This is a genomic window from Dehalobacter sp. (genome assembly GCF_030063005.1).
Classification (GTDB): domain Bacteria; phylum Bacillota; class Desulfitobacteriia; order Desulfitobacteriales; family Syntrophobotulaceae; genus Dehalobacter; species Dehalobacter restrictus.
This window is the reverse complement of sequence record NZ_JAPDHR010000031.1, coordinates 44581-65396: the sequence shown is the minus strand read 5'-3', so window position 1 is coordinate 65396 and position 20816 is coordinate 44581. Positions and strand designations below refer to the sequence as shown.

Annotated in this window: 13 protein-coding genes; 5 read left to right on the top strand and 8 right to left on the bottom strand. The window is 45.2% G+C overall.

Translation table 11 applies throughout. The features are described from left to right. Positions 1–231: 231 nt before the first annotated feature. The 3 genes from OKX56_RS09830 to OKX56_RS09820 all read left to right on the top strand — a co-directional run bounded on the left by OKX56_RS09830 (position 232) and on the right by OKX56_RS09820 (position 3834). A complete protein-coding gene (locus tag OKX56_RS09830; RefSeq protein WP_287896320.1) occupies positions 232–1218 on the top strand; it encodes an ABC transporter ATP-binding protein in 987 nt (328 codons plus the stop codon). A gap of 19 nt (positions 1219–1237) precedes the next feature. Further along, positions 1238–2017 (top strand): ABC transporter permease, encoded by a 780-nt coding sequence (locus OKX56_RS09825; protein WP_287896317.1) that lies wholly within the window; start codon positions 1238–1240, stop codon positions 2015–2017. A 260-nt stretch (positions 2018–2277) separates the two neighbouring features. Then, positions 2278–3834, top strand: a complete 1557-nt coding sequence (locus OKX56_RS09820; RefSeq protein ID WP_287896315.1) for an ABC-F family ATP-binding cassette domain-containing protein — start codon at positions 2278–2280, stop codon at positions 3832–3834. 286 nt (positions 3835–4120) lie between these two features. Here OKX56_RS09820 and OKX56_RS09815 read toward each other — a convergent pair whose 3' ends face one another. The 3 genes from OKX56_RS09815 to OKX56_RS14950 form a co-directional block, all read right to left on the bottom strand. Then, positions 4121–4561, bottom strand: a complete 441-nt coding sequence (locus tag OKX56_RS09815; protein WP_019226311.1) for a putative toxin-antitoxin system toxin component, PIN family — start codon at positions 4559–4561, stop codon at positions 4121–4123. After that, positions 4545–4808: an AbrB/MazE/SpoVT family DNA-binding domain-containing protein gene (locus tag OKX56_RS09810; RefSeq protein WP_019226310.1), complete on the bottom strand. Its 264-nt coding sequence runs from the start codon at positions 4806–4808 to the stop codon at positions 4545–4547. The genes OKX56_RS09815 and OKX56_RS09810 overlap by 17 nt, the downstream gene beginning before the upstream one ends. A gap of 613 nt (positions 4809–5421) precedes the next feature. Further along, entirely contained in the window at positions 5422–5586 is a 165-nt protein-coding gene (locus OKX56_RS14950) for an RHS repeat-associated core domain-containing protein (protein ID WP_083221888.1), read from the bottom strand. Positions 5587–5807: 221 nt separating this feature from the next. Here OKX56_RS14950 and OKX56_RS09805 point away from each other — a divergent pair, with 221 nt between their 5' ends. Beyond that, positions 5808–6035: a hypothetical protein gene (locus OKX56_RS09805; protein WP_019226309.1), complete on the top strand. Its 228-nt coding sequence runs from the start codon at positions 5808–5810 to the stop codon at positions 6033–6035. A 238-nt stretch (positions 6036–6273) separates the two neighbouring features. On the opposite strand, the gene OKX56_RS09800 is transcribed toward OKX56_RS09805, so the two are convergent. The 3 genes from OKX56_RS09800 to OKX56_RS09790 form a co-directional block, all read right to left on the bottom strand. Further along, entirely contained in the window at positions 6274–7158 is an 885-nt protein-coding gene (locus OKX56_RS09800; RefSeq protein ID WP_287896312.1) for an ion transporter, read from the bottom strand. Between the two features lie 363 nt (positions 7159–7521). After that, complete coding sequence (locus tag OKX56_RS09795; RefSeq protein ID WP_287896310.1) at positions 7522–8727, bottom strand: LUD domain-containing protein; 1206 nt, start codon at positions 8725–8727, stop codon at positions 7522–7524. Further along, complete coding sequence (locus tag OKX56_RS09790) at positions 8727–9713, bottom strand: (Fe-S)-binding protein (RefSeq protein WP_019226306.1); 987 nt, start codon at positions 9711–9713, stop codon at positions 8727–8729. Before OKX56_RS09790 ends, OKX56_RS09795 begins: the two co-directional genes overlap by 1 nt. A gap of 233 nt (positions 9714–9946) precedes the next feature. Between OKX56_RS09790 and OKX56_RS09785 the strand changes: the two genes are divergently transcribed. Continuing rightward, entirely contained in the window at positions 9947–10789 is an 843-nt protein-coding gene (locus OKX56_RS09785) for a prohibitin family protein (RefSeq protein WP_019226305.1), read from the top strand. Between the two features lie 148 nt (positions 10790–10937). Here OKX56_RS09785 and OKX56_RS09780 read toward each other — a convergent pair whose 3' ends face one another. Continuing rightward, positions 10938–11741 carry a TIGR00266 family protein gene (locus OKX56_RS09780; protein ID WP_019226304.1) on the bottom strand — a complete coding sequence of 268 codons (804 nt, stop codon included), beginning with the start codon at positions 11739–11741 and terminating at the stop codon, positions 10938–10940. Positions 11742–11856: 115 nt separating this feature from the next. Then, complete coding sequence (locus OKX56_RS09775) at positions 11857–20502, bottom strand: glycoside hydrolase family 94 protein (protein WP_287896306.1); 8646 nt, start codon at positions 20500–20502, stop codon at positions 11857–11859. Positions 20503–20816: the final 314 nt, after the last annotated feature.

Sequence of the window (20816 nt, the reverse complement as noted above, 5' to 3'; positions counted from 1 at the left end):
TCCATATAATCTGAATCGGCTATTTTTAACAGGTACTATACCTGTTATTCCCAGTATTTTGACAGACTCAATGAAACCCCACTATATTTACTCTGTCAAAGGTTGCATTTACTTTGACCGCTCACCAGCCTTCTCCTCCTGCATGATATTTTCACAGACACGGCCTTGCTCTTCTGCCCTCCTTTTGATACGCTAGGAAAAAAGAACAGCAATTCACGGAGGTACCTCTTCATGTCTTATTCTCTTCCAGCCAATATTATTTCAGCCGAAAACCTGACCAAACGATTCGGAGATTTCACTGCCGTTAATGCGATCTCTTTTACCGTCCGGCAGGGAGAGTGTTTTGGGCTTCTTGGTCCAAACGGTGCCGGCAAAACGTCCCTGGCTAGAATGGTTTTTGGCTTGTCCCCGAGAACTGAGGGCCATCTGACGGTTTTCGGCCAAGATATTTCGGAGCATTCCCGGGAAATTAAAGCACGTCTCGGTGTTGTTGCCCAGGAAGACAACCTTGACCCGGAACTGACGGTTCTGGAAAACCTGCTGGTCTACGCCTCCTATTACCGTCTGCCGCGTAGTATAGCCAGGGAACGGGCTTTTGAAATCCTGGACTTTATGGATCTTCGAAGTAAAGCCAATGCGGTCGTCGACGAGCTGTCCGGCGGCATGAAACGACGTCTGACAATTGGACGAGCGTTGATCAACCGTCCGGAGCTATTGATTCTCGATGAGCCAACCACCGGGCTTGATCCGTACGCCCGCCATATGGTCTGGCAGCGTCTGCGGCAGTTAAAAGAAAGCGGTACGACCATGCTGCTGACAACGCACTATCTTGAAGAAGCCAGTCATCTCTGCGACCGACTGATCATCATCAATCAGGGCAAAATCCTCGAGCAAGGTGTACCGGAAGATCTTATTGATAAGCATGTCGGGCAATATGCGCTGGAACTCGGGGTAAGTCCGGATATGCAAAATAAGCTCCTGCACTGGAGCTCTGAGTGGCTGAAATCTTTTCAACAAATTGGTGATGATCTGGTCCTCTATTCTGATAACGGACCAGCCATGGCTGACTACCTGAATCAAAGAATTGCCGGTGAACACCTTCCTGTCAGCTATCAGCGCCTGAGACCGACGAATCTTGAAGATGTTTTTCTGAAACTGACCGGCGAAACGCTTCATGGTGTGCGTGGCGGGTTTGAGAAATCATATGAAGAGCGCTGATGATATGGAGGATAAGAAGATGAAAATAGTTAAACCTGATCTTAATCCCGTACTGACTTTCAAGGTATTTCTGCGGAATCTGAAGGTTTTCGGCAAAACCTGGAAAGCCAATTTGATGTTTAATTTTCTGGAGCCGCTGCTTTATCTCTGGGCCATGGGCTTTGGTCTGGGCGTTTATATTACGCAGATCAACGGGCTTTCCTACCTTGATTTTCTGGCTCCGGGGCTGATCGCATCTTCAGCGATGTTTGCTGTGACTTATGAAATGACCTACAACAGCTATACCCGGATGTCCCAGGAGAAAATATTTCATAGCATGGTTGTTACGCCGGTAAGCATGGACGACATCGTCCTCGGCGAAATCCTGTATGGCACATTCAAAGGCGTTCTTTACGGTGCGGTTTTCTTTATTGTCGTCGCTTTGTTCGGCATTGTCCACTCCCCGTATGCCCTGCTCATCTTTGTCCCACTGATCCTCATGTCCGTCATTTTTTCCAATCTCTCTTTAATTTGGACGAGTCTCGCTCCCAATTATGACTCTTTCGGCTATTTCTTCACGCTGCTGATTTCTCCAATGTTCCTGTTTGCCGGGATCTTTTTCCCGATTGAAAGCCTGCCCGCCGCCATTCGTTTTCTTCCGTGGCTGACGCCGCTGTACCATGCCGTTGAAACGGTGCGTCCACTGGTCCTGGGACAGGTTACTCCGGCAATCACCGGCCATATCATCTGGCTCTTAGCCGTTACGCTGCTGACGCTGCCTTTCCCGCTGGTCATGGTTAAAAAGAAGCTTATTCAATAAACGAACTCTTTTTGGATTTTGGGGATCTAGACGGTTGCAACTTTCCATAAATACAGGCATATTTCTGACTTGCTCTCCTTAGGCAGATTTGATAATCTAATAAAGATATTGACCGCTATCACCTTGTCACCTCTAAAATGCATGGTAACCGCTGAGGAAAATCTTTGTATCCAAGGTGAAGAAATGAGCAATACTGGCGGTTTTGCGATTGACTAATCGTATTTATTTACTAATTTATGTAAAAAGGAAGATAAGAAAACATGAGTATTCTGACTGTTAAAAACTTGAGTCATGGCTTTGGCGACCGAGCCATATTTCAAAATGTTTCTTTCCGCCTGCTGAAGGGCGAGCATATCGGCTTGATCGGGGCGAATGGCGAGGGGAAATCTACATTTATGAATATCATTACGCGCCAACTCGAGCCTGATGAAGGCCAGATTGAATGGTCTAAACGAGTCAGAGTCGGTTATCTTGACCAGCACACGGTTCTGGCCAAAGGAGCAACAATCCGCGATGTTCTGAAGGACGCTTTTCAATATCTTTTTGCACTGGAAGCTGAGATGCTGGCGATTTGTGATAAAATGGGCGACGCTTCACCGGAGGAACTGGAAGTGCTGCTCGAAGAGATGGGCTTGATTCAGGAAACCTTGAACAACAATGATTTTTATATTGTCGATGCTAAGGTCGAGGAGACCGCCCGTGGCTTGGGCCTGCAGGATATCGGTCTCGATAAGGACGTAGATGACTTAAGCGGCGGTCAGAGGACCAAAGTGCTTTTGGCCAAACTCCTGCTGGAGAAGCCGGATATTCTGCTTTTGGATGAGCCGACAAACTATCTCGACGAACAGCACATTGAATGGCTGAAACGCTACCTGCTGGCCTATGAAAATGCCTTTATCCTGATCTCACACGACATGGAATTCTTAAACAGCGTCATCAATCTGATTTATCATATGGACAACCTGCAACTGAACCGTTATGTCGGAGACTATCAGAATTTCCAGAATTCCTACGAAACGAAAAGATTACAGCTTGAAGCGGCCTATAAAAAACAGCAGCAGGAAATCTCCGACCTGGAGGATTTTGTCGCGCGCAACAAAGCCAGAGTCTCCACCCGGAATATGGCGATGTCCCGCCAGAAAAAGCTCGATAAAATGGACCGGATCGAACTGGCCAAGGACAAACCCAAACCGGTATTCAACTTTAAAGAAGCCAGGACTTCCGGCAAGCTCGTGTTTCAAACCTCTGATCTGGTGATCGGCTATAACGAACCGCTCTCCCGCCCCATCAACATTTCCCTGGAACGCGGTCAGAAAGTTGCTTTGACCGGCGCCAACGGAATCGGCAAAACAACGCTCTTAAAGAGCATCCTCGGTGAAATTCCGTCCCTTTCAGGCCAGGCTGAACTTGGGGACTATCTCTTTCCCGGCTACTTTGAGCAGGAAATTAAGGATGCCAATTATAAGACCTGTATTGAAGAATTCTGGTCGGACTTCCCCGGCTATACGCAGTACGAAGTGCGGGCAGCGCTGGCCAAATGCGGTTTAACGACGAAGCACATCGAAAGCAAAGTCCTGGTCTTGAGCGGCGGTGAGCAGGCCAAAGTACGGCTCTGCAAACTGATCAATAAAGAAACAAATTTTCTGCTGCTCGACGAGCCGACCAACCATCTCGATGTCGAAGCCAAACAGGAGCTGAAACGGGCGCTTCAGACCTATAAAGGCAGCCTGCTTCTCATTTGCCATGAGCCTGATTTTTACCAGGATGTCGTTACGGAAGTTTGGAATTGTGAGAATTGGACGACCAAGGTCGTCTAAATATTGGCGAATTAAGAAAAAAAGCAGATTATTAAAGATTTTTCATATCATCAGGTAAGATGGTAAAGAAATCGGCAGCTTGTTCAAATTCGCCACCGATGGCGAGTTTGGGACAATCTATTTAGAGGATAACTAAAAAGCTTAATCTTAACCAAATATAACTATTCGGATTACTGGGCTAGATGTAAAACCAGTATTCTAATAATGTTAAAAAGCAAAAGGCTGATATTTCTTAATATAGAAAGCCAGCCTTGCATCTTATATACTATGTTTTAAGTTGATGTGATTAATGATTAAATTCACCAGAGAAAGCCCTCAAGAAATCAATTGGCATCATTATGGTAAAAAGCTCCTGAATTTCTGGCGTGTGGAAATCCAAATCACCGGTAACTACGATATCCGGCTGGGCTACTATAGCAGAAACTAAAATAGGTAAATCTTTTGGATCTCGTATATATGGAACTGTTACCGTGGAAAGATCTGAGGGAGTATAAGCTATCTCGAATTCAAGTGTTGTAAGAAATTTATCCCATTTACGGATTATCTTTGGGAATTTGCGTTCAATGACTTCTGAAATTTCCGTAATCGAGTAACTACAAATAATCAAGTGGTGTTGTTCAATAAGTAGAGTTAAAAGTTTACTGGCAATTGATGATTCTGATAAGACAGCAGATATCAGGATATTTGAATCAACAAATACGCGTAAGGCATTATTTTTTCCGCTCATTCCACATTTCCTCCCGGACTACTTCCAGTTCATTAAGAAGGTCTTGTTCGGTAATGCCTTTCTCTTGTGCTTCTGTACTAAGGGCATCTTGTAATTCACGTAAGGCAATTAGACTGGCCTTGGTAATTACAACTTTACCGTTGTCTTCCAGGAAAGCGATTCTATCACCTTCGTTTAATTTTAATAGGTCCCGAATAGGCTTCGGAATCGTGACTTGTCCTTTTGAGCTAATTCTTGATATTTCCATAACAGAACCGCCTTTCTATTTTTCTTTACATCTTTACTTTCTTTACTTATATTATACTACTGTAATAGGAACATGTGCAATTTACAAATTTCTCCTCATTCTCTTAAAATTTTTGTCGTTACCGTCTGATATTGATGATTTGAAAATAAAGCAGCAAATAAACTACCTATTTTCAAATCATCGGGCCCAGACGGTAACGACAATCGCTTACAAGTTTAGTGAGAGAGCCTTACATTAGGAAAAATCCTTGGGCCTATTGGCTTACCGCTCGGCATGGGATGATTTGAAAAAGATAATTGCCTGTAATTCAAGCCTTTTCAAATCATGGCTATGGCGGTAAGCCAATAACTCTGAGGTATTTTTTTATCTTGCTGTCTTAAATATTTAAAATGTTTGCTTAAAAATCCAGCTTCAAATGTGCTTGTCTTTACTGTCTGAATGTTGGGCGATTTGAAAATAAGGAAGGCCAACTACTACAGCTTTTCAAATCGCCGGGACAGACAGTAAAGACAAGCTCTTAGGGGTTAACTACGAAAGTTTACATCAGAAAAATCCTTAGGCTTTTTGGCTAACCGCCCAGCATGGATGATTTGAAAAAATTATTGCTAATAATTCAAACCTTTTTCAAATCATTGGCCATGGCGGTAAGCCAATACTCTAACCTTGCTATTGAAGGGTCATACATTCTGGCATTCAGGTAGTACAGGCCGGATTCTTTATCATAATAGTAGCCGGCATAGGTAAACGGGTTATCGACTGTCCCTGTCTGCGAAGTAATATTGCCAAATGCATCATACTAATATGTTGCCTGAATTGTCCCTGTATTGTCAAGAAGGGATGTCACATCACCGTGACCGTTATACATATAGTTCAGTGTCTGTCCGCCGACTGTCCGGGCTAACAGGTTCGTTCCATAAACGTTTCTGGCGAATTGGTTTCCTTTGCCGTCCAGTTCAAGGACAACCTTATCACCCTCATAGATGAACCGGAGGATGAGAATTGGAAGTCGTTGGTGGCACGCAGACCATCGCCATAGTACGTGTACTCAACCATGGCATTGCCGGTGTTGCTCTTGATCATTTGGTTGAAAACATCAAAGTACTGGGCAAAGCTGACGAGATCTTCGGCATATTGCGTTGCGCCGTCTATCTCTTGTCCGGGTATGAACATCCCGAAATGCGGCGTTGGCGGGTTAACCGGGTCGATTTTTCTTATCTGTTCTGTTAGTTTGCTGGTATTATTGCCGTTATTGTCATAACCATATTTTGTGATTGTTTTGAGATCGCCTTCTAGCTTTTATAGGGTTAATGCCTTCATAGAGTTTGGCATGTCTATCATTCTTCTACTGTGAGAACTGGACGACCAAAGTCGTCTAAGGCCGTGAACTTTGACAGATTTTGCTTCATTTGCTCTATTTTTAAGGGTAGATTGTTTAAAAACTTGAACAATAAAGTATCCTATACATTTATACTTTATTGTTTTCTTTTTTTTCTAGTTGAAGGCCGCAATTTTTGCAGTAGTTGTCCCCTTCGTCCTGAATAACTAGGCGGCAGTTCGGACAAGTTCGTGTAGATGCTTTTATGTTTCTGTTTTTTGCTAGCTCTGCTGAGACAATGCCAGTAGGTACGGCAATTACGCCATAACCAAGAAGCATCAGCATGGAGGCAACAATCCTTCCCAAAGGTGTGACCGGTGTAATGTCGCCAAATCCGACGGTCGTAAGGGTCACAATCGCCCAGTAGATTGAGGCCGGAATACTGTCAAATCCGCTGGTTTCCCCTTCGATTAAATACATCATTGTCCCAACGATTACAACCACAACGAGGACCGCCTGCAGAAAGACAATAATTTTATAGCGGCTGGCCTTCAGCGCATTGATCAGCGAATATGATTCACCGACGTACCGGCCGAGCTTTAAGATCCGAAAGATCCTCAGTAGACGAAAGACCCTAAAAATCAAAGCAAACTGACTACCGGCGATAAAGATACTCAGATACGTTGGCAAGATTGCCAGTAAATCGGTTACGCCAAAGAAACTTTTCAGATATCTTAGTTTATTTCTTACGACCCAGATTCTGATGATATATTCAATTGTAAAGAGAAGCGTGATCACCCATTCCGCACCAGAGAGAATTGTGCGGTAATCCTGATTCAAATTGGGCAGCGACTCCAAACAGACAACGAGAATACTCAGCAGGATCAGCCAGAGCAGCGCAATATCAAAAGACCTCCCCGCATGGGTATCGTTCTCGAATACGATCGTAAATAATCTGTCTTTGAGCGAAAGATTTTTATTATTTTCCCCAGTCTTCACTTTTTCTGTCTTGTCTCTATGCGATTCTTTTACCATTTTTTATTCTCCAGTTATGATAAATTTAACCTATAATTTAAAAGAATAATTTTTTTGTATTATAGCATATTATTTTCCAAAATACGTCTTCCGTAGCTCTGTATGAATCTCTATTGTCCAAAATTAATCGAGGAAAGAATTTGGTTTACTTCTGCCAATCCTGCGCTATCCGAATAAGCAAGCTACTTTATATAACTCAAGGAAATTTTTACTGCTTACCAAAGTTCCGATTTTGCTGGATTGTGCGATAAATCCCCACTATAAAAGAGTAAGGTTTATCTAAGCCTTACTCTTAAACTATTCCATATTCTAATTTTTACAATACTCTCGTAAGCGGATTTACTTTTTAAAACAATCCGTCTATTACTCTTCCGATGATACAACCTTGCTTCGCAGTTCTCCGACCATGCTCGGTACGTCAATCTGCATCGGGCAGCGCTCCACACAACGTCCGCAGCGCAAACAGGTATACAGCATCGGAGCTGCAGCATCGGCTCCGCCTTCAACGAAGGCCGTCCAGACGGATCCTATGCCGCTTAAGTAGGTCTTGCCATAATGCCCTGCTGTGACCTGGAATACCGGGCACTCATACATGCAGCCACCGCAGCGCAGGCAGTGCGAAGCTTGGCTGAAATGTTCCTCCGCCATCATTTTGCTCCGGCCGTTATCAACAAAAATAACATAAAATTCTTTCGGTCCATGAGCGCCGTAAGTCGTAACCTTCTCGATATCCCCGGTCTTGCTCGGGCCGCTGATAATATTGACATAGCTCGGTGCTCCGTACTGGGCGTATCTCCACGTTACCTCAGCTGTCATCATAGCCTCGAGGAAAGATGGTACAAGTTTTTCGATCCCCACAATGACAATATGTACCGGCGGCGCACCCGTACAAAGCCGGACATTTCCTTCATTTTCAATAATGACAACCTGACCGGTATCGGCAGCAACCACATTGGCGCCGCTGATTCCAATATCGGCAGTGAAATATTTCTCTCTTAAGAATTCCCGTACGACCCCAACTTCCTGAGCAATATCGGGAGGCACTTCTTTTTTAAAGAAGTCGGAAAATATCTCGGCAACCTGTTCTCTGGGTACGTGGATTGCCGGAGACAGAATATGCATTGGGCGGTCATCCTTCAGCTGAAGAATGAATTCCCCAAGATCGGTTTCCCAAACCTCGTTTCCGGCTTTCTCCAGCCCGTGTCTGAGTTTAAGCTCTTCGCCCAGCATACTCTTGCCTTTCACGATCACCTTGCCTGTACCGACAATCTCATCGAGAATACGGAAAACTTCGTCCTTGTCTTTGGCAAAGAAAGCCTTGCCATGATTTCTTTCAATTGCTTCCATGGCTTGCTCCCTGAGCTCTCTGTTATGCTGCATCGAATATGCTTTAATTTCCCGGACTTCCTCGGCAAGCTTTTCCGTATGCGGATAGCGATCCATGGTTGAAGATACCGTCTCCCTGTAGGATTTTACAGCTCTGGTTATCGCCCGGTTAATATTAGGATCTTTACTTGCTTTATTCAAATTCTTGGTGTAGGCGCCAATTTCTTTATTCAAGTCAGTCATTAATCCTTAAACCCCCTAAATAAGAATTCAACCATATCATCCATGATCATCGGATGATTCTTATCGACACCGCTTTCCAGTGAAGATAAGCAGTACGGGCAGGATATCAAAGCCCGCTTTGCTCCAGTATCCGCCAATTCAACGACTCTGCGTTTAGAAATTGTTTTGGATATCTCGGGAAACAGCATTTTACTCGGACCTCCGCAGCAGGTTGTCCACTCTCTGCAGCGCAGCGGCTCAATATATTTTACACCGACTGCATCCAGAACATCTCTGATCTCCTGGGATATGCCAAGTTCCCTGGCCATCCGGCAGGAATCATGGATAACCACCGGATCCTTTTCATCAACAGCAGGAAGCAAATGCCTTTTTTCCCAGACCAATTCGATAAAAGTCTTCACCTGAATATCCGGAAAGTCAACCAGTTTGGGATAAATAAGCTTGAACATTTCCGCTGCATGCGGCGAAGTACAGACGACGACTTTTGCTTCGGTCTCTCTAATTCGTTCAGACAAGATCGCAGCATAGGACTTTAATTCTTGCCAAAAACCAAGTTCATCCAGCAAGGCACCGGTATACATATCTGCCCGAGGGTCATAACAAAGATCATAACCAAGCTTTTGCAAAATGATTGCAGCTTTATAATTTACAGAATAAAATCTTTCTTTGTCTTTGGCCAAGACAGAAGCATAGATCTTCTCCGCATTAATACCGGTCTTATTCACAATCTTTCTTGCTCCCATCAGCCAGGAGAAGAGGTTGCTGGACGAATCGACATAGATCAGTGTCTTGACAAGTGAATCAATATACGGCAAAAGCTGATATTCACTGCCTGTGTAAAACAGGATCTCACCTTTTTGGGGCAGCTTTAAATCTTTTACCCAGGAAGCTATCTCCTTTGGCTTCAGAGCCAGCGGGTTCTGATATTCAACAATATTATCTCTGATTAACGCCAAAACAGGCGGCAGTTTTTTCTTCTTAGGCAAAATCTCACAGCCCTTCTAATGAAATGGGTACATCAATTATTTAATACAAAAAAAAGATAATAGTAAATGCCCAGTAAAAATGTATTATGTATTCATAATTCGGGTAATACAATGATCTCTAACTTTAAAACATGTGAAGAAATAATACCCTGCATATTCTGGCCTTCACTCCCTTCTTATGATATGATAAGATAAAATTAATTTCCAGGCAAAACCAGAAAGAGGAGAATTCTATGGAAGAAAACATCACTCCGGCCAAACCCAGAAGAGGATTCTGGATAAAAATTATTCCGATTGTAATAATTATTGCGCTCATTGCTGCCATGATCGGCTTCAAAGGCTACATAATCGTTGAACCTGGCCACCGGGGCGTTATCGTCCAGCTTGGTAAAGTTATGCCGTACGTTTTAGACGAAGGGTTCCACATCATTGTACCATTTATCCAAGATGTTATTCCAGTTGAAGTCCGGCTTCAGAAAGACCAATCTGACCAAACTACCTCTTCCAAGGACCTTCAGGTCGTAAATACAACGATCGCTGTAAATTACCGGCTTAATCCGGGAAATGTCAACAAGCTCTTCCAGGATGTCGGCCTGGAATACAAAGAAAAAGTTATCGACCCGGCCGTTAGTGAATCGCTCAAGGCTGTAACCGCTCAGTATACCGCTGAAGAACTGATCTCTAAACGTTCGGAAGTCAGCGCCAAAGTCAAAGAGACGCTTGGTAAGAAGCTTGCAGTCTATTATATGGAACTGGATGACATCAATATCACCGAATTTGACTTCAGCGACCAATTCAATCAGGCTATTGAGGAAAAGCAGATTGCTGAACAGCAAGCCTTAAAAGCAAATCTTGATCTTCAGAGAATCCAAGTCGAAGCCCAACAGCAGATTGAACAGGCTAAGGCTGAAGCAGAAGCCCTGAAGCTGCAGAAGGATGTCATTACCCCTGAACTGGTAGAACTGCGTAAAATTGAAGCTCAGCTTGAAGCGATCAAGAAATGGGACGGCAAACTTCCGACCGTGACAGGCAGCGGCGCTGTTCCGTTTATCGATATCAGCAATCTGAACAAATAATTGTGATCGAATATTTAACTCTGTATATTTTAGATATTTAGGGATCTTAATGTCATTGTGTAAGGATGAAACAGCCCGCATTCTTTCAAAGGAATACGAGCTGTTTTTCTATTGAAAATCCGTTTGATTCCATAAAATAATTTTTCTTTTATCTGTCTCCATCCAGAAGGTTCCCAAGTCCTCCAAGGATACTCCCCTCGCCTTTCTGGGCCCCACCAAGCCTCGGCGCAGAAGCAATGATTCTGTCCGCGAGACGGCTGAACGGCAGAGACTGCAGCCAAACTTTGCCGGGACCGGAAACAGTTGCAAAGAATAGTCCTTCCCCGCCAAAGAAAGCAGTTTTGATGCCTCCGACAAATTGAATATCATAGCAAACGCTGCCGGTCATTCCGACGAGACAGCCGGTATCGACCCTGAGGGTTTCTCCCGGCCGAAGTTCCTTCTCGACAATTGTTCCGCCGGCATGCAGGAAAGCCAGGCCATCTCCCTCGAGTTTCTGCATGATAAATCCTTCACCGCCAAAGAATCCGGTTCCGAGTCTTTTGTTGAATTCGATGCCGATCGCTACCCCTTTTGCGGCACATAAAAAGGCATCCTTTTGGCAGATTACTTTACCGTTATACGCAGTTAGATCAACCGGGATGATTTTCCCGGGATAAGGGGCCGCAAAAGAAGCATGCGCTTTGCCTGCCCCACTGTTGGTAAATAGGGTCATAAAAAGGCTTTCTCCTGTTAGCAGCCTTTTCCCTGCTCCAAATAGCTTCCCGGTAAGTCCCCTATTTTCTCCCTGTCCGGATCCGTCCCCGAAGATGGTTTCCATCTGAATGCCCGGTTCCATAAACATTAAGGCTCCTGCTTCCGCAATCACACTTTCAGCCGGGTCCAATTCAATCTCAACAAACTGCATGTCATCCCCGTAGATCTTATATTCGATTTCGTGAGCTTTTCCCATGTTATCTCCTCTCTTCCCTGCTTATCTATTACCAATTGTTTTCCATATAAATTATTTTCCATATAAATTGCTAAAATCCTGCTTACTTTTTCTTTTAACAGAAAATCTTGACGATTTACAGGGAAATCTCAATGACATGGTTTTTCCCGTCGTCGCTTAACGCAATTGGAAAATGATCCTGGACTTTATCATCGACTTTAATTTTGGTAAACGTCATACTTTCACCAGTTTCGGCACCTGCCGGCTGCCGGCAGTTTACTGTAATCTGATACGTTGAATTTTTATGCCGGTAGGTCAGGGAGTATGACTCCCAGTTAGACGGGACACACGGGGTTAACGACAGTTTATCCCCTGCAATCTGCAACCCGAGAATACCCTCCAGTGCCGCCTGATACATCCATCCGGCAGCGCCGGTGTACCAAGTCCATCCGCCTCTTCCGACATTCGGCTGAACCGCATAGACATCGGCAGCAATTACATAGGGCTCTGCCTTATATTGACTGACTTCAATACCGGTACGGGCATGGTTGACGGGATTCAGCATTTGAAACAGCTCCATCGCCTTATCCCTGCTACCAAGTTTACTGAACGCCAAAATTGCCCAGGCAGCCGCATGTGTATATTGTCCGCCATTCTCTCTGACTCCGGGAATATAGGCTTTAATATACCCGGGGTTTTTATCTGTTTTATCAAACGGCGGTGTCAACAGTTTTAACAAGGCTGCCTCCTTATCCCACAGATATCTTTCTACCGCCAGCATGGCATCTGCTGCTCTGCTCTTTAAGGCACTGCCGGACAGTATAGACCAGGACTGGGCAATCGCATCAATTTGACACTCGGAGTTTGTGATTGAACCTACCGGAGACCCGTCATCATAATAAGCGCGCCTGTACCAGGAGCCGTCCCAGCCATGTTTCTCCATATTAACCTGCAGCTCATCGAGGATTCCGGTATATTTTTCAACTCTTTCGTTATCATCCTTTCTGGCACAAATCGGGATGAACCTTTTAAGAACTGCCAGGATAAACCAGCCAAGCCAGACACTTTCTCCATTTCCTTCCCTGCCAATCGCGCTAAATCCGTCATTCCAGTCCCCGGTCCCAATCAGAGGCAAACCGTGCCCGCCAAATCGCAGGCTGCGGTCTATCGCCCGTACACAGTGTTCATATACTGAACCACTCTGCTCTGAGGTCTCTGGAACGGCATAACGTTCGTCTTCGTTTTCCCCAAGTGCTTCAAGTTTTAGAAAGCTTGTTTTCTCTTCTAAAATACTGAAATCTTCGGTATGTTCCAGATAGTCTGCTGTTACGTAAGGCAGCCACAATAGGTCATCTGAGAATTTTGTCCTGATTCCTTTGCCGGTCTCCGAATGCCACCAGTGCTGTACATCTCCCTCCGGAAACTGTCTGGAGCTGTGCAGGATAATCTGCTTGCGTGTTATTTCCGGTTTGATGACGGCCAGGGGCATGACATCCTGAAGCTGATCCCTATAGCCGTAAGCCCCCCCTGTTTGATAGAATCCTGATCTGGCCCAAATCCTGCAGACAATGGTCTGATAGAGCAGCCAACGGTTTACCAGTAGATCAAAGGACGGCTCCGGAGTTGAGATCTGAATACGTGACAAAACATCATCCCAATAGTGGCTCACATCCTGAAATGCCTCTTCGATTCTGTCCGGACTGCGAAAAGCTTGAACCAAGGAAAGTGCCTTTTCTCTATTTTGTTCATCCCCAAGCAGAAAATAGACCGTTTTTTCTTCTCCGGGATCCAAGGTTACTTGAAGCTGCAGGACTGCACAAGGATCAATATTCGTACCCATCTTGCCTGAAAGACAAGACAATATCCCTTTCGGTTTTGTCAGGCTGCCGCCTACACCAAGAAATTCAATACGGTCTGATGTTGACGATAGATAATCCGCACCGAAACCGGTAATAAAGGCTGCTCTTCCGGCAAACTCTTCCTGGTAGACATTCTGGCAGAAGATGGTTTTATCGTGCAGCTCGGTGAGCAAATAAGGCATGTTTTGTTCCCTGTTTACCCCCAGCACCCATTCCAAATAATAATAGAGTGAGAGACGTTTCGGCAGCGTATTTTTATTGGTCAGCCTCAACGCTGTAATTTTCAGATTCTGTCCTAGCGGGATAAAGACCCTCGTCTCCTGGTTAATTCTGAAGCTGGAATGTTCAAAGACCGTGTACCCCTGACCATGCCTGATAAGATAAGGCTGACTGTCCCTGACTGGCTGCGGCAGAGGTGACCAGTAGTCTTGGGAATCTTCATCCTTGATAAAGACAGCCTCCCCGCTGACATCGAGCAGCGGATCGTTTGACCACGGGGATAGTTTATACTCCCTGCTGTTTTGGGACCAGGTATAGCTCGCCCCTGCTTCAGAAATGATTGTCCCAAATTTTTCATTCGCGATAACATTGACCCAGGGCAACGGGGTTGGCTGATTTTCCTCATTGATGATTACATATTCTTTTCCGTTGTCCGTAAATCCGCCATAGCCGTTAAAGAACTTAAGGCCTTCTGTCTTTTTACTCTCCAAGACAGTGCGGTGCGTTTTACTTACATTCTGTACAGGCAGGCTGTCTTTTTCTAACCGCCCGTTGGTAATACGGTTGCCTGCGATTTGTTCTATTGTGATTCTTTCGCCAGAAGTTTGTTCACCGGCAGCCGGCTCGTCTATGATCTTTTCACCAGCTCGCAGACACTTCATGATCTGGTGGTTTAAAGATCCGTTTTCGCCGGAAAATATGACGCTGGCGACGGTATGAAGCAAAACGTCATCCTCCGCGGAAAGCTGATCTTTTTTCAGAAGAAATACGCCTCCGGGTTTATTGACAAGTTTCCGAACATGGCTGATGCTGATTTTTTCCATAATAACTTCCTGGATCGCCTGGAAGTATCCCGTTTCGTCCTCATTGAAAATAACCAAGTCGATGTAGAGGCCTTTGATTTTCCAATATTCATGAATGGTCAGGATTTGATCCACCAGCTTGAGCTGGCTGCTGTCCTGAATCTTCAGCATGACAACCGGCAGGTCTCCTGATATGCCATGAGACCAGAGAGAGGTTTGTCCAAGCTGATTAGATGCTGCGGGGCTTTTCTGGATTGGGCAGCCATAGATGACCTGCCCGGCCAGACTGGAAATCATATTGGCTTCTCCAAAAGACAGTTGAAGGTTCGTTAATTCCATCAGATTTTGCGACCATGCCAATTCCTTGGCTTGCGTGATCACATAGCCACTGCGGTATTTCTGGGCAAGCTGAAGGACAGATTCCAGCTTATTGCCGTATCCGGTCAGGAAATAGACAGATACCGTTCTTCCCGGATCAATTCTCACCCTGGCCCGCAAACTTAAGATTGGATCAAGAACCGCTCCTACCGAATTGGACAAAGGCTGGTTAATATCCATGACCCTAGGGTCGGCCAACGTTCGTCCGCGTCCAATAAATTTGACTCTGTCTGTCTCATACTCGGTTTCCCCAAACATATTTCCTTCACTGAACAAGGTATGCATCATATAATGTTCAGCATTGTGCAAATGCCGCGGCCGCCGAAAAGCGACAAGGGTATTATTTTCATACTTTGTCTGGATAAACAGCTTGCTGAAGGCGGGATGAGCCATATCCGCCGAGATTTCATCCAAAGCAACTTCCACATAACTTGTCAGCTGGAGATCCCTGGAATAACTGCTTTGATTGGTCAGCGTGATTTTCCTGATCTCTACAGGATCCTCAGGGGCGACGAATACATCTGTCTGCGTGATGATATTTCCGTCTTTGCGGATATACTTGACCGTATTCGGGAAACAGGTTACCTTGTATTCCTCAGGCTGCGTCTGTACCGGTTTGGCTGTAGCCGACCAAAGATTTCCCGAATTAAGATTTTGGACATAGAAAAATGTTCCGTACCTGTCCATGGCGGGATCTTTGCGCCAGCGGGTCAGAAAAAGATGATTATACTGACTGTAGCCTGTACCGGAAAGCGTAAGCATGACGGCATATTCCCGGTTCGAAATGAAACTGCAGCGCGGAACCCGGGTATTCGGACTCAGGTAGACCACAGGTTTCTCTCCGAGTTTGCAGGAAATAGCGCGGACTTCCTTTTCCCCGGTTTCTTCGATGATCGGATTAAACGTATATTCTTTCAACGGAACCTGCTCCTGCAGCAGCATTTCAATCGATTTAATGACCGGTTCCCGGTGGAAGCGCTCCTGCATCCTGTTTGCTTCAAGGACATTCCCTAAGGCGATCAGGCTCATCCCCTGATGGTGAGACATATAGCTCTTGACGATGCTGGATTCCTCATTATACGGAACTCTGCTTTTGGTATAGTCAATCGCTTCAAACAGTCCGAATACACCGTTATAACCTTTATTTTTCATCAAATGGAGGTTTTCCATACTTGCTTTAAAATCAATCGGCAGCGCCATAAAAGTCGAATACGGGGATATGACCATATCCTTGGACAATCCTCTTTTCAGGCCTAAGCCCGGAACGCCAAAAGCTTTATATTGGTAATTATTCTGGATATCAAAACAGAAAAATCCCGATTCGGATATCCCCCACGGCATTTTGGCCTTTTCCGCATGCGCCTGTTGAATCTTTACCACAGAGCGATAGGATTCATCAAGGAGCGTTCCACGATAGTTCTTAAACAGAATAGAAGGCATTAAAAACTCAAACATGGTTCCACTCCAGGATACCAGACAGCGCCTGCCGTTTATTCTGGTCAGCGGCCGGGCCATCTTAAACCAGTGGCTTTGAGGCACATCCCCTTTGGCGATCGCCAACAGACTGGTCTGCCGGGCTTCCGAGGCCAGCAAGTCATAATAAGATTTATCCCGTTTTCGCTCTGTTAAATTGTAGCCGATCGTAAACAGCTTGATCTGGTCGTCAAACAAGGGCTTGAAGTTCATTCTGTACACTAAATGATGAAGATCTTTCTGTAGCTTCCCAGCACGGAGCAAAGTTAAAACAGCTCGTTTAAGCCCGCGATAGAGATAAGGCTGTAATTCCTTACCGGTAGTTTCTGGATTGTTCAGCAAGCCCAGATATTCCCGAATAAGAGATTTGACCGGGTACTGTCCGAGCTTTCGCAAAGAATCAGGCAGGTTAGGCAGGGTCAGGAACGGGAAAAAATATTCCAGCGCATTTTTTTGGTCTTGAAGCATCCGAGCCAGAGCCTCCGGCCAAAAATCTTTGGTGATCAGCCTGAGGTCTGTTTCGGGTTTCTCAGCCGTATTTCCGTTTTGATCTGCGGAATTCCTGAAACGATTGCGCGTCAGTTTTGCCCATTTGTCTACGAATGCATAACAAGTTTGAAGGTCTGTTATTCCTGCGCAAGCTCCGACTTTTTCAGCTCGCTCGCTTGCCATGATAGCTTTCAATTCTGTGCCAAAAGATTCCCTGACGTCAGGATCAACCGTGCCGGCATTCTCCTGACTCAGCAGATAAGTATCCATGAACCCGTGCAGCATGTTTTGCCCGATCAGTGGTTTCCCTGAAATTTCGGCCAGGCCGTTTTTTAGCGCGATCATATAGCCTGCCATGTTTCCGCTGTCAACCGTTGAAATATAGATCGGGTGAAGCGGTTCCAGCGTCTGCGTATCGTACCAGTTATAGATATGCCCATTCCATTTTGGCATTCCTTGGATCGTCCGGAGCGTATTCCTGATCCGGCTCAGCATTCTTTCCGTGCTTACATAGCCGAGATCTCCGGCTGTAAGATTAGCCAACAGCGCCAGCCCGATGTTGGTAGGTGATGTCCTGCAGGCCTCTCCTTTATGCGGTTCCATCTGGATATTATCCGGAGGCAGATAATTGTTTTCCGCATTGACAAAAAGATCAAAATAAGCCCAGACCTGCCGAGAGAACATACGAAGCACCCGGCGGTCTTCGGAAGAAATCTCTGTGATAGAATCGGTATAGGGCAGACTCATTCGGTAGGCAAGCCATGGCGACGCCAGCCAGCTGATCAACAAGATTGTTAGGATTATCCCCGTAAGCAAGCTCACATAAAAATAACCGAATAGAAAGAAAAGGCTCATCACGATGCCGCGCACCATTCTATGATAAAAATTCCAGGGGTCTAACTGAAGATACGTTTCAGAATCTGCAGCCGTCTCCCATTCGAGTAAATTGCGTTTGGTGATGATTTGTCTCCCAAGACTCCTAAATACGGCATCCAGTTGATTATACGCTTGATACGGCAGCACCGTGATGCTGAACAGGATCTGGCTGATTCCTAGTTTTAGCTCAAACTTAAAGATCCTGAAGGTTATACTGCGGTCGATGAGGCGTCCGCCAATGTTCAGAAGCAGCGGTAAACTCAAACTCAGCAGGACTAAAATCGCCAGCTGGCTGAAGAACTGATGCAACACGGTAACGGCTAAAAAAAGAATAATTATCTGAAAAGGCGTTTCCAGGCTCCGTCTGAGATTGTCAAAAATCTTCCAGCGGGATACAGCGGAAAAGTCCTGCTGAAACATATAACGCGCAATTTGCCAGTCTCCCCTTATCCAACGATGCGCCCTTTTGGTATGCGACAGAAATTTGGTCGGATATCCGTCAAAAAACTCAATATCCGTCGCTAAGGCTGTACGCGCATAGAGACCTTCAATTAAGTCGTGACTCAGGATCCTATTATCCGGAAAGGCATTTTGGGTTACGGCGTGAAATACTTTCAGATCATAAATGCCTTTGCCTGTGAATATTCCTTCGCCAAAGAGATCCTGATAGATATCTGAAATCGCGCAGGTATAAGGATCAATGCCTGCTGTTCCGGTGAACACCCTGGCAAAAGGCGAAGCAAACGCGCTTGCCGCCGTGAGACCGATCCGTGGCTGAATAATACCATAGCCATAGGCGATACTTTTGCCGTTGTCAGCCAGTCTTGCTTCATTCATCGGATGCGCAATTGTACCAATCAGCTTGCGTGCAGAATCTCTGGGCAATATTGTATCGGCATCCAGTGTGATAACATAGCGGATTCCTTGCATGGCTTCCGGCTTTCCTGTCCGGATAAAGTAACTCGTCTCTCCTTCGTTCAGAAGCAGCCGGTTGAATTCAATCAGCTTTCCCCTTTTTCTTTCCCATCCCATCCAGACCTTATCTTTTTCGTTCCATTTTCTTTCTCTGTGAAAATAGAAAAAACGCTCCTCCCCATATTTGTCATTCAGTCTTGCCGCCGCTTTGACACCCGCCTGAATGATTTCATCATCCCCGGTCTGTTTGGCCGCAGGGGCATCTGCAAAATCACCGAGAACGGCAAAACACAGGTTCTGATCCCGGTTGCTTAAATAGTGTGTCTCCAGTTGTTTCATTTGCTGCCGGACTTTGGACGGATGATTGAAAATTGCCGGGATCACAACAATTGTTTTGTATTGTTCCGGTATCCCGTTATCCAGGTACAATTTCGGCAGAAAGTTCGGAGACAGCATCCTGCAGAACAGACGATTAATGAGACAGACAGCCATGCCATTGATCAGGATCAGCGCTCCAATCAGGCCCAGAAGCATACTGCCTGATAATACATTGCCAGAATTGTTTTTTGTCAGATCGAGAAAAATAAGAAAAGGTATCACTGTCGCCAGAAATATTAACCCAAGGTAGGACAAGGCAGGTTTTAATTTTAGATAACAGTATATGCCATGAAAGGACTTTTTTACCCTGCCCCAACTGTCGGCCAGCTCCTTTTCCAGGCGCACCTTGCCGGAACCAAACAAGTAATAACCAACGTGGCTAAAAGGCGCAGACTGGTTCTGGGCAGCTAATTTTTCCAATGTTCTGGCCACAATAATTTCTGTAACTTTATATTTTCCTGCCAGACCTTCTATTTCATGCCTGTATTTGTCCCGGGAATCAAAATCCATCTTGTCAAATATTTTGGCCGGATCCTTTTGAAGGGTTTGCTGTACCAGACTGACATTTTCGAAAAAAGCAGACCAGTTCTCAGCGTTAATCTGTTTGATATCCGTGACAAGTTTGCCCATGGCCGCTCCCTGGGCTGTCAGAAAATGATGTTCTGAATTTACGGCCTTCTCCACCGTTGTATTTTGTCTGCTGGCCGCATTATCAAGCCAGTTGTATAGTATTTTAGCTTCTAGGCCATGTTCCTTAAGCTTTCTGGCGATTCTTTCCATAAAAATTGCCGTGAGCACGTCTTCCGGATCCTGCCCCGATGCAGGAGGCATCTCAGACGCAGGCATTTCAGCGTCCGTGTATCCCTCAAATACAGTCTTTAACCAATCATCAGCTTTTCTTCTTTCGGCCTGGATATAAAGAATACGCTCAACCTGATAGTAGACTTTTTCCAGCAGCAGTACTTTTAGCATCATTGGAACAGCCCATATCTCAGCAGATGAAAGTGGCGCCTCTTCCTGATACCCGGCAATAAACGCCTTTAACTGATCAAAATTCAATTCATGTTCGCACTGTTTTAGAAATTCAGCTATAATCAGATAAATTCTGGGGTAACCGGCGTTATCCCCTCCTTTTAAATACTGCAGCTTGCTTTCATATTCTTTGGAGATATCCTTGGTCAGTCCTGTGATTAATTCGCTGATAATGTAGTAGTTGTCCAGGTACCATTCTGCTGCGGGAATGACGTCTTCCGTTTCATAGTAATATTCATTGATTGGAGAATAAGCTTCACGGATATAGGCACTTTGTCTTTTAATAACCGGCAGCAGGCTCCGACCTTTAGGGGTAAGCCCCAGCCAGTTATGGAATTGAGCAAGTTCCGAGATCTTCATATTTCAACCCCAACATATTTTTTTCTTTACTCATTATGTCCATTTCTGCGGGCATAATTCGTAATTTGCAGCCTGCTGGGGCAAATCGCCGCTCTTCGCCATCCGTGGTACCACGACATTAGGCCATCCATGGCCGTCAACCATTGGAATGTCTTAACGCTTAGGCTTTCTGTTTATTGAACGCTGCTGTCACTAAAAGTTCGCTTGTGTATTTTGTGCAAGTCCGCAATATTTTGAGAAATAAGTAGAAATAATTACATCTTATAACAGAGACAGGGGTGTATCGAAACTAAAGTTTCGATACACCCCCTTGC